Source organism: Yersinia aleksiciae (assembly GCF_001047675.1).
Lineage (GTDB): Bacteria > Pseudomonadota > Gammaproteobacteria > Enterobacterales > Enterobacteriaceae > Yersinia > Yersinia aleksiciae.
Window position 1 is genome coordinate 654,623 of the sequence record NZ_CP011975.1, and the last position, 14,793, is coordinate 669,415.

Consider the following 14,793-nt stretch of genomic DNA (forward strand, 5'->3'; position numbering starts at 1 on the left):
TCTCACTTCATTTATGGCGATTATCTGATGCGGTAGCCAATACTGCGTACCGTTTCAATATTCAGGGTATTCCCCGGTAGAGCAGCAAGCTTCTGGCGGATATTGCTGATATGCACATCGACACTACGGTCATAAGCTTCCCGTGGCCGCCCTAACCCTTTATCTGATAACTCATCTTTGGTGACCACACGATCCGGTGAGCGTAGCAGCAACTCCAGTAAATTAAACTCCGAGGCGGTCAAATCAAAGGGCTTACCCTGCCATTCGCTGCTGCGAGTGGACGGATTGAGCGTCAAGTCCCCTTGCATGATCACGCTGTCATCGGTAGATGATAAGTCTGGATGTTCTTCGAAACGACGTAATACTGCGCGTAACCGTGCCACCAGTTCCCGTGGATAGCATGGTTTCGGCATGTAATCGTCTGCCCCCATTTCGAGGCCAATAACCCGGTCAATATTATCGCCTTTAGCTGTCAGCATAATGATCGGTAAGCGGCTCTTTTTCCGCACTTGCCGCAACACATCGATGCCACTCATATCAGGCAACATAATGTCGAGGATCAGAGCGGTGTAATCGCCGGACAAGGCACCATCAATGCCCTCTTTGCCAGTTAATACCAGCTCAGCATTAAAGCCCTCACCATTCAGGTACTCCCTCAACATCGTGCCCAGCTCAACATCATCATCGACTAACAAAATCTTCATTTTTAACTCTCCTGCCTGATTTACGCCATTTTCATGCCTATTTGACGCGCGCGCAGCCGGTTTTACTCAATCCTTACATATTTTTGAATCTCACTTAACTCACACTCAGCAGCCTTGGCGGTAAATTACCTCACTGCATTTGGTTTCATCATTCTCTTTATCGTGGCTCAAGGATTTTTGATTAATTATGCTACAGGTTACCCGCTCAAAACGACGCCTTATTGGGCTGGCGGTGGTACTGCTGATAGTCGGCGGTATGCTGCTTTTCAAATTGCTCTCCCCTGCGGAAAAACCAGGTTACATTACCGCCGCTGCTGAGATCCGCCCCTTGGAACAAACGGTACTCGCCGATGGCACCATCAAGGCAAGAAAACAGGTCACTGTCGGCGCGCAAGTTTCAGGGCAAATCAAAGCCCTCCATGTCACCCTAGGACAGCAAGTTGAGAAAGGCCAATTAGTCGCTGAAATTGATGACCTTACGCAACAAAATGCGCTGAAAGACGCCGAGGAAGCGCTGAAAAATGTGCTCGCTCAGCGCGCAGCAAAAGTGGCGACACAGAAGAACAACCAATTAACCTACCAACGGCAGCAGCAAATCCTCGCCAAAGGCCTCGGTGTTCGAGCTGATTTTGATAGTGCCAAAGCCATATTAGAGAGCACCCAAGCTGAGATTAATGCGCTGGATGCCCAAATTGCGCAGGCTGAAATCGCCGTGAATACCGCCAAACTCAATCTCGGTTACACCAAAATCAGCTCGCCGATCACCGGGACCGTGGTTGCTATTCCGGTTGAAGAGGGGCAAACCGTTAACGCAGTGCAAAGCGCCCCCACCATTATTAAGGTCGCTCAGCTTGATACCATGACAGTTGAAGCGCAGATCTCTGAAGCGGATGTGGTCAAAGTCAAAGCCGGTATGCCCGTTTACTTCACTATTTTAGGCGAGCCGGAAGAGCGCTTCAGTGCCACACTGCGCGCCATCGAACCTGCCCCTGACTCGATAAACGATGAAACCACCACCACGACATCAAGCTCGAGTAGCAGTAGTTCCACCACCACCGCTATTTACTATAACGGCCTGTTTGATGTGGCTAACCCAAACGGGGCGCTGCGTATTTCGATGACCGCCCAAGTCTATATCGTGCTTCACAAAGATGAAAATGCCTTGGTCATCCCCGCCACTGCACTGGAAAACGATCGCGGGAAGTATCGGGTTCAGGTGGTGAGTGACAACGGTAAAGTCAGTGTGCGCGAGGTTAGCGTCGGGTTAAACAACAATATTGATGCCCAGATTCTCTCCGGCTTGCAAGCGGGGGAGCAGGTGATTGTCAGTCAGGCGAGTGCCGCCACTGCGAATAATAAGGCCCAACATATGGGCCCGCCGATGGGGATATAACTGATGGCTGACCTAAACCAAAGAAAGATTTTACTCCAGCTCGATAATGTGAGCCGCTGGTTTTCTGCTGGCGAAGAGAGCGTTAGCGTGCTGAAAAATATCAATTTGACGATTTACAGCGGCGAAATGGTAGCGATCGTCGGGGCATCTGGCTCTGGCAAATCGACGCTAATGAACATTCTTGGCTGCCTGGACAAGCCCAGCTCGGGAGAGTATCTGGTGGCCGGTCGCATCCCACAGCATTTGGATAGCGACACACTTGCCGAGCTGCGCCGCGAACATTTCGGCTTTATTTTTCAGCGCTATCATTTACTGAATGATTTAAGCGCGCGAGAAAATGTTGAGATACCGGCTATTTATGCAGGCATCGATCGTGAAGAGCGCCGTCAACGCGCCAGCGATCTATTATCCCGCCTCGGATTGGCTGATCGGCTGGAGTATCGTCCGAGCCAGCTTTCTGGCGGGCAACAGCAGCGGGTCAGTATTGCCAGAGCATTGATGAACGGCGGAGAAGTGATTCTGGCCGACGAACCCACCGGCGCCCTCGATACGCACAGCGGTAATGAAGTCTTAAACATCCTTAAAGATCTACATCAGCAAGGCCATACCCTGATCATAGTCACCCACGATATGTCGATTGCACAACACACCCAACGGATTATCGAGCTAAGAGATGGTGAGGTGATTGCGGATAGGGCCACGCAGCTGACCGCGCAACAGGAACAATTGGCCCCCATAAGCACACCAGAAATTGCGCCGAAGATTGCCAACAAAACGCGCCTATCCCCCTGGAAAGCCCAACGCGACCGCCTTCGCGAAGCGTTTAAAATGGCGACACTGGCGATGGCAGCACAGCGCCTGCGCACTCTGTTGACCATGCTGGGGATCATTATCGGCATCGCATCCGTGGTGTCTGTCGTGGCTCTGGGTAAAGGTTCGCAACAACAAGTTCTCGCTAACATCAACGCCATGGGCACCAGCACACTGGAGATCTTCCCCGGTAAAGATTTTGGCGATATGCGTTCTGCTGCCATCCAAACTTTGCGCGCCACCGATGCCGATGCCTTGGCGAAACAGGGCTATATCCACAGTGTGACTCCTGCGGTATCCAGCAGTACCACTCTGCGCTATGGCAATAAATCGGTCAGTGGCACCGTGAATGGTGTTGGTGAACAGTACTTTATAGTGCGCGGCTATAGCATTGCTCAAGGGATGGCATTTACCCGTGCCAGCGTCGATGGATTGATGCAAGAAGCCGTTATTGATGAAAATACCCGCGATAAGCTGTTTCCCAATGGCGAAAACCCCTTAGGTAAAGTCATCCTGCTCGGCTCTCTGCCCTGCCGGGTGATTGGGGTCGCAGCCAAAAAACAGAGCGGTTTTGGCAGTGACGAGAGTCTGAATGTGTGGATACCATACAGCACCGCCATGAAGCGTATGCTAGGGCAATCCTACCTACGCAGCATTACCGTGCGAGTTAACGATGATATTGATCTGGCGAATGCTGAACAGGGCGTCACTAAACTGCTGGCTCAGCGCCACGGCACACAAGATTTCTTCGTGATGAACACCGATAGTATCCGTCAAACCATCGAGAAAACCACCTCAACTATGACCTTATTGGTATCGATGATTGCCGTTATCTCATTAGTGGTCGGTGGTATTGGGGTGATGAATATCATGTTGGTATCGGTTACTGAGCGCACGAAAGAGATTGGCGTTCGAATGGCGGTGGGTGCGCGAGCCAGCGATATTATGCAGCAATTCTTGATTGAAGCGGTTCTGGTGTGCCTATTGGGGGGCTGCATCGGCGTGGTGTTATCACTGGGTATCGGCCTGTTGTTCAGTCAGTTCAGCAGCAGCTTTTCGATGGTTTACTCGGTGACATCTATTATCACGGCGTTCGTCTGCTCCAGCCTGATTGGGGTGATTTTTGGCTTTTTCCCCGCAAAGAGAGCAGCAGAGATGGATCCTATCAGAGCGTTAGAAAGGTAGCGTGGAGAGAACAGATTCGGCAAGCTTCGCCTGGGCTATCTTTGGGCGGCACTAGAACCCATGGCGCATATGCTCATTCTACTGGGTATTTTCGGTTACTCAAACACCCCAGTCGATAAATACCGATCTCCGCGATCACATATAATCGCCACAATAACCGCCCCGGGGTTTTCTGCTGCCACTCGCAGTGCCCCGGCGACCGCACCACCGGAGCTGACACCACAGAAAATCCCCTCTTCTGTCGCGAGTCTCCGCATTGTCTGCTCTGCTGAGATCTGCGAGATATCCAGCACTTGATCCACCAGTTCGGGGCGGAATATCCCCGGCATATATTCAGGCGACCAGCGGCGGATGCCGGGAATACTGCTGCCCTCCGCGGGTTGCAGGCCAATAATGGTCACGTCCGGATTTTGGCTTTTCAGATACCGGCTAACACCGGTAATAGTGCCGGTAGTGCCCATACTGGAGACAAAATGGCTCACTTTACCGGCAGTTTGCTGCCAGATCTCTGGCCCCGTACCGGTAAAATGAGCGTAAGGATTATCGGCATTATTAAACTGGTCCAGCACCTTGCCCTGCCCATCAGCCTGCATCATCAACGCCTGATCGCGCGCCCCTTCCATGCCCTGCTCACGGCTCACCAGAATCAGCTCTGCGCCATAAGCGCGCATCGCCGCCTGACGCTCTTGGCTCATATTTTCTGGCATCAGCAATTTCAGCTGATAACCTTTTAGGGCCGCAATCATCGCCAGTGCAATCCCGGTATTACCGCTGGTGGCCTCGATCAACACATCGCCCGGTGCAATCTCCCCGCGTAATTCGGCCTGCTGGATCATGGCGAGAGCCGCCCGATCTTTGACCGAACCCGCCGGATTATTGCCTTCCAGTTTGACCCAAATCTCTGCATTTAGCCCTTGGCTTAAGCGTTGCAGTTTGATCAGTGGGGTGTTGCCTATGCAGTGTTCGAGGGTCGTCACGTTAAATACCTAACTTGAATTGATTTCAATAAAAGAAAAAGCAGCCATAAGGCCACCTTAGACTGCTGACAAACCTCGACGACTCGATCTCAAGAGGTGAGGACAGGTAGAGGAGTAAAGCGTCCGCGCCAAGGATGGCGCGGCTCGAGCCTCCAGGGACGGATTTACGGCGTCTTTACGATCCTCCGCCACTGACACTTTGCCAATAACCTCAGGCGGCCATAAGGCCACCTCTGTTTGCCACTGACATAAAAATCTATCAGGCGCTTTGGGCTAAAGCAATGGGCTGCAATAATTGATCGCCAGAATATAAGCGGGCATTCAATCCCCCAACATAATAACGATTACCGCGCACCGGGGCGTCAATATTCCCTTCAGGCAGCACCACGCTGATAGGATCTTGATGCCAACCAATAGGTTGTACTGTCAGTTGCCAGAAGTGACCACGGGGGCTGACTTCAAGCACTTGCACCGGTAATGGGCAGCGATCACTCGATTGAGTACTGACCTCCATCTCCCATGGGCGCAGGAACAGATCCACACTGCCTTGGTGCATCGGGGCCAAGTCCAGCGGCCAGTGATGAGCGCCGATATACAGCTGTGAGCCACGGATTTCACCGCTCAGCCGATTCACTTCACCGAGGAACTCCAGGACAAAACGGGTCGCTGGATCGCGCCACACTTCATCTGGCGTGCCAACCTGCTCAATATTGCCCTGACTCATCACCACCACTCGATCGGCAACTTCCATCGCCTCTTCCTGATCGTGGGTAACGAAAACGCTGGTGAACTTCAGTTCATCATGCAATTGGCGTAACCAACGGCGCAGCTCTTTACGCACCTGTGCATCCAGTGCGCCGAAAGGCTCATCCAGCAACAAAATTTGGGGTTCCACCGCCAGTGCTCGCGCTAAAGCAACGCGCTGCTTCTGACCGCCGGAGAGCTGTGATGGATAACGGTTAGCCAGATGGCCTAATTGCACCATCTCCAGTAGCTGTGCCACTTTCTGTTTGATAGCTGCCGCATTTGGCCGCTCACGGCGCGGTAATACCGTCAGGCCAAAAGCGATGTTATCGAACACCGTCATATGGCGGAATAGCGCGTAGTGCTGGAACACAAAACCCACACGCCGATCACGGGCATGAAGGCGGCTGACATCCGTGCCGTGGAAACTTAACCGTCCGGCGTTTTGGTTTTCCAGTCCAGCGATAATGCGCAGTAGAGTGGTTTTCCCCGAACCGGACGGACCGAGCAGCGCCACCATCTGGCCAGAAGGAATATCCAGCGTAATGTTGTTCAGTACCTTGGTGCGACCAAAATACTTGCTGATATTATCAATCTCAATGCTCATGTTTTTGCTCCTGTTCGAGACGAACAACCTGACGCGCTAAACGCCATTGCAGGCCACTTTTCAGAAAAAGGGTCACTATTGCCATCAGGGTCAATAACGCGGCGGCGGTAAATGCCCCAGCAGTGTTGTAATCCTGATGCAATAACTCAACTTGCAGCGGCAAGGTGTAGGTCTCGCCACGAATAGAACCGGATACCACCGAGACCGCCCCGAACTCACCAATCGCGCGGGCGTTGGTCAACACCACGCCATACAGCAGCGCCCAGCGAATGTTGGGTAAGGTCACCCGGCGAAACATCTGCCAACCGGATGCGCCAAGCAGCACCGCGGCTTCATCTTCCTGACTGCCCTGACTCATCATCACCGGCACCAGTTCACGTACCACAAACGGGCAAGTGACGAAAATAGTCACCAGCACCATGCCAGGCCAAGAGAACATCAGTTGGATATCATGGGAATCCAACCAGCCACCGACCACCCCATTCGAGCCATAAAACAGCAGGTACATCAGGCCAGCGACTACTGGCGAAACTGCAAATGGGATATCAATCAATGTCATCAATAACTGGCGGCCGGGGAAGACAAACCGCGTCACTAACCAAGCCAGCACTACACCGAACACCAGATTCACCGGCACAGTAATCAGCGCTACCAACAGGGTGAGCCAAATGGCGTGTAACATATCTGGATCGAATAAATTCTGCCCCACCACCGCAATCCCTTTCGAGAAGGCGGTGATAAAGATCCACACCATCGGGATCACCAGCAGCAAGAATGAGAACAGTGCGCCGATGGCGATCAGGGTCCATTTGCCCCAATTGATCGGTGGGCGGGCCACGCCGTTAAACTCGGTGATATCCGCCATCAGTGCCCACCTATCCGCCGACCAAAGCGGCTTTGTAACGTGTTAATGCCAAACAGCAGCACCAGTGAAACCGCCAAAATAACCGAGGCGATGGCGCTGGCTGCCGGATAATCAAATTCTTGCAAGCGGATGAAAATCATCAGCGAGGTCACTTCGGTCTTCCACGCGATGTTGCCAGCGATAAAGATAACCGCGCCAAACTCGCCCAAACTGCGGGTGAAGGATAACGCCGTTCCCGCCAGCAGTGCCGGTGCCAGTTCCGGTATCACCACCAGACGGAAACTCTGCCAGCGGCTCGCGCCTAAGGTTTCAGCCGCTTCTTCATATTCCGGCCCCAACTCTTCCAGCACCGGTTGCACCGTGCGCACCACAAACGGCAGGCTGGTAAAGGCCATCGCCACTGCAATCCCTAACCACGTAAATGAAACTTTGATACCAAATTCGTTTAACCAAGCCCCATACCAGCCAGTGGTGGAGAACAAGGTCGCCAGCGTCAAACCAGCGACGGCGGTCGGTAGCGCGAACGGCAAATCCATCAGGCCATCAAGCAAGGTGCGGCCGGGGAATTGGTAGCGGGTCAAAATCCACGCCATCAACATGCCAAAGACCGCATTAAAGATGCTCGCCACACCCGCAGCCAGTAAGGTCACTTTATACGCCGCGACCACCTGAGGGTTGGTTATCACCTCCCAGTACTGCGCCCAACTCATCTGTGCGACCTGCATCACTAACGCGCTAAGCGGCAGTAACAAGATCAGGCAGGTGTAAAGCAGGCTGCTCCCCAGACTGAGGGTAAATCCGGGCAGAACCCGTTTACTGGATGCCGACAACATTACTGATGCCCTTCCGCTAACAATTTATCCAGCACGCCGCCGGTGGCGAAATGAGTACTCATCACTTGTGGCCAGCTACCGAATTGATCTTCAACGCGGAATAATTTGGTGTCAGGGAATTGGGATTTGGCCGCTTCCATCGCCGCTTTATCGTAAACACGGTAGTTGAAGCTGGTGATCACCTGCTGTGCCGCGGGGCTGTAGAGGTAATTGAGGTAAGCAATGGCGGCTTTCTCAGTGCCATTCTTCTCCACATTTTTGTCTACCCACGCCACCGGGAACTCCGCCAGAATATCGACCGGTGGGACAATGACTTCATATTTATCGCTGCCATACTCTTTACGAATATTATTCACTTCTGACTCGAAACTGATCAGCACGTCACCCAAACCACGTTCGACGAAAGTGGTGGTTGCACCACGGCCGCCGGTATCAAAGACCTGCACGTTGTTCAGGAAGCGCTTCATCCAGTCGCGGGTTTTGGCCTCATCCTTGCCATTGGCCTGCTGTGTCGCGCCCCATGCCGCCAGATAGGTATAGCGGCCATTGCCAGAGGTTTTGGGATTCGGGAACACCAGTTTCACGTCTTCGCGCACCAAATCATCCCAACTGTGGATATTCTTTGGATTGCCCTTACGTACCAGGAAGGCCATGGTGGAGTAGAATGGTGAGCTGTTGTTTGGTAAGCGAGCTTGCCAGTCAGCCGGAATCAAATTGCCGCGATCGTGCAGGATTTGCACATCGGTGACTTGGTTATAGGTCACCACATCGGCTTTCAAACCTTGCAAGATAGCCAATGCCTGCTTGGAAGAGCCGGCATGAGATTGTTTGATGGTCAGCTTATCGCCCGGATTTTGCTGCTCCCACTGCTGCTGGAAGCCCGGATTCAACGCGGTGAATAACTCGCGGGAGACGTCATAAGAGCTGTTCAGCAACTCAGTGGCAGAGGCCGTTGTGCTGCCGAAAATAAGCGCACTTAATAAGGCAACACGGGTCCATCCATTTGTCTTCACTGAAGTCTGTTTCATTCTGCACCTTATTCACTGAGTTCATCCGGCAGGCATGTCATAAAATATTAACAGTGCCCTTAATATGTTCAGTGTATTTATAACTAGGCGCATACCTATAACGCTTTTATATACCGTTTAGTGATGTGCAAGTATCAAATGCTCTAAGCCAGTCACACCGCTGGTCGCCAGCCCCCCATTTTGCGCTTCTCTACCCATGAAAAAGCCCAGCCGACCTGCGCTGGGCGATAAAACCTTGGCTTAATTTATTTCTGTGTGACCACGCTCGCATGACTCGGCCCAATAGCGCCACTAAATGGCTTACCGTCGATGGCATCCACCATGCGCAAAGCAGATGGCCGCACCCAGCGCTGCACGCGGGATGGCATATCAAAACCAATCAACAGAATCACCACAAACGTCAGGCTGAACGAGAGCGAACCTAGCGCGGTGCCAAGACTCAGATGCTGAGCAATGGATGCCCCGAGAATCGGCGCTAATGCCCCACCCAATGCACCGACGTTGTAGGTAAAGCCCAAGCCCGCCGCACGTTGTTCGGTATCAAAATAGCCGCCCAACAGTTTTGGCAGCAATCCGGCAATCCCCTGCCCCAACATCTGTTGCAGGAACAGTAGGCCGCCAAGGAACAGGATGCTGCTACCCTGGATGGCAAACAGCGGAATGATCAGTAATTGCGAAATCAGCAAGCTGGTCACATAGGCTTTGCGGGTGCCTAACCAATCACCGAGGAAGCCCCCGACACAGCATCCCACCGCCGCACCAAACCCACTGAAGAACAAGATATTGCCGACCGTGTGCGGGTCATAGCCCAGATCCATCTTCAGATAAGTGGGCAGCAGTGCCTGAATCGGCCATGAATAGAGGAAGGCGCAGAACACCACCACCATCAGCATCACGCCCGTCGGCCAGCGATCACCGCTGGTCTGAATCATAAAGTAGACGAATATTGCGGCGCAAAGAATACCGAGAACCACCACCACCGGAGTCGATACCATGCCGGTGAAGCAGGCATAGAGCGCTGCAGCGGCAAAGATTGTCAGACCAATATTCAGATAACTTAGATTGCTGCGATACAGCATATCCACCATGTTGCGATTTTTAGTCTGTTTAGCGTGCTGTTGCTGACTTTGGGCCTTCTCCCAATCTTCAGCTTCTGGCAAATTTTTACGCAACCAGAGTGCAAAGATAATTGGCAGCAATCCGATGTAGAAAAGCATACGCCAGCCAAATGCCGGAACCACGTAGCTGTAAGCTTGAGCCGCCAATACTGCGCCGATAGAGAAGCCAGAGATCAGAAAACCGCTGGCTTTGTTACGCATATTCTTCGGCCAGCTCTCCATGACATAGGTGGAACTCGAGCCATACTCACCAGCCATGCCGATGCCAATAATCAGTCGGGCGATAAACAGGGTGGTGTAGCCGGGCGCTAAACCACAGGCCAGCGTGCCGAAGGAGAACAGCACAATACTGGTGATCATCGCCAGTTTGCGGCCATAACGATCGCCCATGGCACCCAGAACCAAACCGCCGAACCAGCGTGAAATAAAGGCGGCTGAGATCAGACTGGTGGCTTGAATCAGTGTCAGACCAAATTCTTGTTTAATATCAGTCAGAACCAGAGTAATAAGAACAAAATCAAAACCATCCAGGGCATAACCGATCCAGGCGGCAATAAATGCCTTCCATTGCGCAGGGCTTAGCTGCTTGTACCAGCGCAATGGCTTGTCTCCACGAGATCCTACTGAAGTGCTCATATCGTCGCTCTCTCCACCACCAGCCAAGTTCACTGGCAGAAACTGTTTTCCTCGCGGCAGGTATAACCATAGCAACCGATTGTTTATCATCACATAATCTGTCACTACCCGATGGTTCTCGCCACATTTATATTTATGTGGTTTTACTCCAAACAAAAACACACAAAGGAGTAAAACTCCATTTGAGTGTATAAGATCAGCTCACTAATTCAATCACTATGTGTCTAAAACGTGACAAAGATGGCGAAATGCTAGCGGGCGAGAGAGAGGCAACAGGATAACGGGGTGTTTACCTCCGCTGGCGGAATATCTCCGCAGCGGGGGTTAGGTATTGCAGCAGGAAATGTATTACCGGTCATCCATTTTGGCTAACCGCTTGGGTAGTTTTCCGCTTAATGCTCTCCGCCTGCGCCGGATCGGCTTTGACCAGTAGGGCGTAGATCAAATCCAGCACAAAGAGTTGCGCGATTTTGGTGCCGATGGAGTCCCCTTGCAGCTGCCCCTGGCGGTTACCGTTAATCAGCACATAATCCGCTAGCTCAGTAATGGTAGAGCCCATATTGTGAGTCAATGCCACTGTGGTCGCACCCGCCTGCTTCGCCAGCTTCAGGGCATGCACGGTTTCCGCCGAGGTCCCCGAGTGGCTGATACCAATCGCCACATCACCGGGGCGCATCAGCGAAGCTTGCATATACATAAAATGGTTATTGGTAGCGGCATCAACCCGCAGCCCAATCCGCATTAATTTACCTTTGGCATCTTCCGCGGTGATACCAGAAGAACCGACACCAAAAATGCAGATTCGATCCGCTGGACGCAGTAACTTAACCACCTGTTCGACACTCTCGATAGAGAGCAGATTTAGGGTTTCTGACAGCACGTTATTAATCGCCGACTGCAATTTATTGCCAATCGCCAGCGCATCATCGCCCTCTTGCACATCTGCATCCAACAGGCTGTTTTCACTGTTATGGCGGGTGGCCACTTCAATGGCCAGATCCATTTTGAAATCCTGAAACCCTTTATAACCCAGCGTCCGGCAGAAGCGGATGATAGTGGCCTCACCCGCCTGCGTGTGCGCGGAGAGATCAGCAATGGATAGGTGGGTCACCTTAGCCGGTTCCGCCAAAATATAGGCGGCAATTCGCTGCGCTGAGCGGGTCAGGCTATTTTGCATCGCACCCAAGGCATCAAGAATTTTACCTGGCTTAAAACGGGGGGCACCAGTTTTCACGCGGACACCTCAAGGGAAAGAGAATGGATGAACAGGGGACATATCTGGGGCGCATCATGACATAATTGGCCCATTTCGTGAAGGACAATGGCTGTGTTATGCGGGATGCATTCCATAAAAAATCCATAAAAAAACCCCGGGGGGCCGGGGAAGATGTCAAAGATCACGTGCGTTCTTATTATATAAAAATCATATCGATAGAGTATTTACAATAGGCTGTGGTGAACCTTTACCACCACCTTTTTAATGGTGCCGGAGCCGGTAATCTTGCAGCCTGGCTTATGAGGCTCACCCGGTAGAAACACCGCAAACATCCCCGGCAACATGCATAGTAGGCTCTTATCCGGGATCTCGGCGATGAGTTGGTAGTCGTCATCCGCATGATAAGCTTCCAGATGCTCCGTTGGCGTCAGAGTGGAATACTCAATGCCTTCAATGCCGCTTATCAACAGCTGGACATCCGCATAGGTGCGATGCATTTCAGCTTTTTTGCTCTCAGCGGGTTGGGTGTCAAACTCCATTACATTCATAAAAAGCAACTCGCCATCGATCTCATGACGCCCGCAGCTAAGCTCCACCAGTGGCTGCTTGGCCAAATAAGCTAAAACCCATTGAAGTCGCTCTGGCAACCCACCGAAAAATGCTGTTTGTGTTAATGATCCGCTGATCATACTGGCCTCGATGACTGGTAAAAGAATAATGATAATGGCTAACAAACCGACATGACCGCCTGCAGTCTGGCGAGGCGACTGCACCGATCAGCTTTGTCAGTCGTCTGAATTAATGAATTAGAGTGATGATCTTGCCCACAGTGCCGCCCCCAGCAGACCACTATCCTGCCGATGACATGCCGCCTGCATTGGTACGCGATAAATTTCCGGCAGCGCCTTTTGCGCGCCAATCACCCGCTCCAGATACCCCACCGCCAGCCCGACACTGCCGCCCAGAATCACAATTTCCAGATCCAAGGCCATTTTCATGTCTGCCAACATCTGTGCTATCGCCATCGCAGAACGGCTAATGATATTTTCCGCCTGAAGATTGCCAAGTTGCGCCATCTCAAACACTTTGGCGGCAGCGGCGGGCTGTTTCCAGCCTAAGGTTTCGGCACCAATGGCAGTACCGGATGCCACGCTTTCGACACATCCACGGCGACCACAGCCACATAACAGGCCATGAGGATCGGCGAGTGTGTGGCCAATGTGACCTGCCAGCCCGTGATTGCCGACCAGCAGCTTTTTATTCAAGATGATGCCGCCGCCCACACCCGTGGATACCGTCACGAACATCATATTATTGACAGAAATCTGACTGTTGCGATCATCACTTAATGCCTGATACTCAGCCCAGGCTGCGGCCTGCCCATCATTGAGCAGCACACAGGGTAAATCAGCAATCGACTGGATACACTCCTGCAATGGGAAATCTGCCAGCCCGCCCAAATTGGCGGGATTCAGCGCGGTGAGTCGACCACCACTGATAATGCCCGTTGAGGCCACCGCAACAAAATCAACCAGATGCCGATAAGGTGCGATCAAGGTGTCCAGTGCGATAGCCAGTTGTTCCGCCCCGCCCCGTGGCGTTGCCACCTGCTGGCGACCGATCAACATACCGCTCTCGGTGACCACTGCCGCAGCAATTTTTGTCCCACCGATATCTAGTGCTAACACTTTTCCCATCTGGCGTAACCCTCTTGCACCTGTAATGAATGTCATGACATTAATGGGGTGACTATGGCAATTTTTCCGTCATAACTCCATTAATATTTTTAAATTGGAGTTACACTCCGAAAAAGACATTTATTTACCTTCATCACCATTGCACCCCGCAACTAAAAGATCTAACATAATGGAGTAAAACTTCATTTAAAATTAAAGATCGGAGCTAAAAACCGTGCGCAATCTGACTGCGAGTGACCCGACCATGAGTAACACGAGTGATCTTCGCCACAAGCTGCAAAATGGCCTGATCGCATCTTGCCAGCCAGTCCCCGGTAGCGCCATGGATACGCCTGAAATTGTGGCGGCAATGGCTTGTGCGGCTCTTGCTGGCGGTGCCGTTGGCCTGCGGATTGAAGGTATCGACAATATTCTGGCGGTGCGCCGGGTTACAGATGCGCCGATTATCGGCATTATTAAGCGCGACCTGCCAGATTCCGAGGTCAGAATTACCCCTTGGCTGGAAGATGTCGATGACCTAAGTGCCGCCGGTGCCGATATTATCGCGTTTGATGTCACCTGCCGCGCCCGTCCGGTTTCGGTTGAAGATCTGTTTCAACGGGTGCGAGCGACCGGTCGTCTGGCGATGGCGGATGCTTCCAATCTTGACGATGGCTTGCAGGCCTATCGATTAGGTATCGACTTTATCGGCACCACCCTTTCCGGCTATACCCAAGATCCCGTGCCTACCGAGCCAGATCTGGCGCTGGTGAATCAGCTGGCTCAAGCCGGTTGTCGAGTGATCGCTGAAGGCCGCTATAATTCACCCGCACTGGCAGCAGCGGCTATCTCCGCGGGGGCTTATGCGGTGACCGTCGGCTCAGCCATTACCCGAATCGAACATATTTGCGGTTGGTTCTGCGAGGCTATCAAACAGCATGAAGCCGCAAAACTGACTGAATACTGATGACTATTGCGCCCATCTGGGCGACCCACTCTCT

General features: G+C 52.4%; 13 protein-coding genes and 1 pseudogene. 4 read left to right on the forward strand and 10 right to left on the reverse strand.

Annotation, left to right across the window (positions count from 1 at the left end; translation table 11 throughout):
- Positions 1-20: 20 nt before the first annotated feature.
- On the reverse strand, positions 21-704 hold the full coding sequence (locus ACZ76_RS03180; RefSeq protein ID WP_048616743.1) for a response regulator transcription factor: 684 nt from the start codon (positions 702-704) through the stop codon (positions 21-23).
- A 187-nt stretch (positions 705-891) separates the two neighbouring features.
- On the opposite strand from ACZ76_RS03180, the gene ACZ76_RS03185 reads away from it, so the two are divergent.
- The 3 genes and pseudogenes from ACZ76_RS03185 to ACZ76_RS18955 all read left to right on the forward strand — a co-directional run.
- Positions 892-2,097, forward strand: a complete 1,206-nt coding sequence (locus tag ACZ76_RS03185) for an efflux RND transporter periplasmic adaptor subunit (protein WP_048616745.1) — start codon at positions 892-894, stop codon at positions 2,095-2,097.
- A gap of 3 nt (positions 2,098-2,100) precedes the next feature.
- Positions 2,101-4,092, forward strand: a complete 1,992-nt coding sequence (locus tag ACZ76_RS03190; protein ID WP_048616747.1) for a MacB family efflux pump subunit — start codon at positions 2,101-2,103, stop codon at positions 4,090-4,092.
- Between the two features lie 12 nt (positions 4,093-4,104).
- Positions 4,105-4,191: pseudogene (locus ACZ76_RS18955) on the forward strand (ABC transporter permease); the annotation flags it as partial.
- On the opposite strand, the gene cysM reads toward ACZ76_RS18955, so the two are convergent.
- The 9 genes from cysM to ACZ76_RS03235 form a co-directional block, all read right to left on the reverse strand.
- Positions 4,188-5,069: a cysteine synthase CysM gene (gene cysM, locus ACZ76_RS03195; RefSeq protein WP_048616749.1), complete on the reverse strand. Its 882-nt coding sequence runs from the start codon at positions 5,067-5,069 to the stop codon at positions 4,188-4,190. The pseudogene ACZ76_RS18955 and the gene cysM overlap by 4 nt on opposite strands.
- 259 nt (positions 5,070-5,328) lie before the next feature.
- Positions 5,329-6,420 carry a sulfate/thiosulfate ABC transporter ATP-binding protein CysA gene (cysA, locus tag ACZ76_RS03200; RefSeq protein ID WP_048616751.1) on the reverse strand — a complete coding sequence of 364 codons (1,092 nt, stop codon included), beginning with the start codon at positions 6,418-6,420 and terminating at the stop codon, positions 5,329-5,331.
- The gene (cysW, locus tag ACZ76_RS03205; protein ID WP_048616753.1) at positions 6,410-7,285 is read right to left on the reverse strand and encodes a sulfate/thiosulfate ABC transporter permease CysW; all 876 of its coding nucleotides are present in this window, start codon (positions 7,283-7,285) and stop codon (positions 6,410-6,412) included. Before cysW ends, cysA begins: the two co-directional genes overlap by 11 nt.
- Positions 7,285-8,118, reverse strand: coding sequence for a sulfate/thiosulfate ABC transporter permease CysT (cysT, locus tag ACZ76_RS03210; protein WP_048616754.1), 834 nt, complete (start codon positions 8,116-8,118; stop codon positions 7,285-7,287). Before cysT ends, cysW begins: the two co-directional genes overlap by 1 nt.
- Positions 8,118-9,146 carry a sulfate ABC transporter substrate-binding protein gene (locus ACZ76_RS03215; protein ID WP_048616756.1) on the reverse strand — a complete coding sequence of 343 codons (1,029 nt, stop codon included), beginning with the start codon at positions 9,144-9,146 and terminating at the stop codon, positions 8,118-8,120. The genes cysT and ACZ76_RS03215 overlap by 1 nt, the downstream gene beginning before the upstream one ends.
- 245 nt (positions 9,147-9,391) lie before the next feature.
- Positions 9,392-10,900, reverse strand: coding sequence for an MFS transporter (locus ACZ76_RS03220; protein ID WP_048620170.1), 1,509 nt, complete (start codon positions 10,898-10,900; stop codon positions 9,392-9,394).
- A 355-nt stretch (positions 10,901-11,255) separates the two neighbouring features.
- Positions 11,256-12,077 (reverse strand): MurR/RpiR family transcriptional regulator, encoded by an 822-nt coding sequence (locus tag ACZ76_RS03225; protein WP_244317112.1) that lies wholly within the window; start codon positions 12,075-12,077, stop codon positions 11,256-11,258.
- Positions 12,078-12,340: 263 nt separating this feature from the next.
- Entirely contained in the window at positions 12,341-12,805 is a 465-nt protein-coding gene (gene nanQ / locus ACZ76_RS03230; protein WP_048620171.1) for an N-acetylneuraminate anomerase, read from the reverse strand.
- Between the two features lie 117 nt (positions 12,806-12,922).
- Complete coding sequence (locus ACZ76_RS03235; protein WP_048616760.1) at positions 12,923-13,813, reverse strand: N-acetylmannosamine kinase; 891 nt, start codon at positions 13,811-13,813, stop codon at positions 12,923-12,925.
- 244 nt (positions 13,814-14,057) lie between these two features.
- On the opposite strand from ACZ76_RS03235, the gene ACZ76_RS03240 reads away from it, so the two are divergent.
- A complete protein-coding gene (locus ACZ76_RS03240) occupies positions 14,058-14,759 on the forward strand; it encodes an N-acetylmannosamine-6-phosphate 2-epimerase (RefSeq protein WP_071840525.1) in 702 nt (233 codons plus the stop codon).
- The last annotated feature ends 34 nt before the right edge of the window (positions 14,760-14,793 follow it).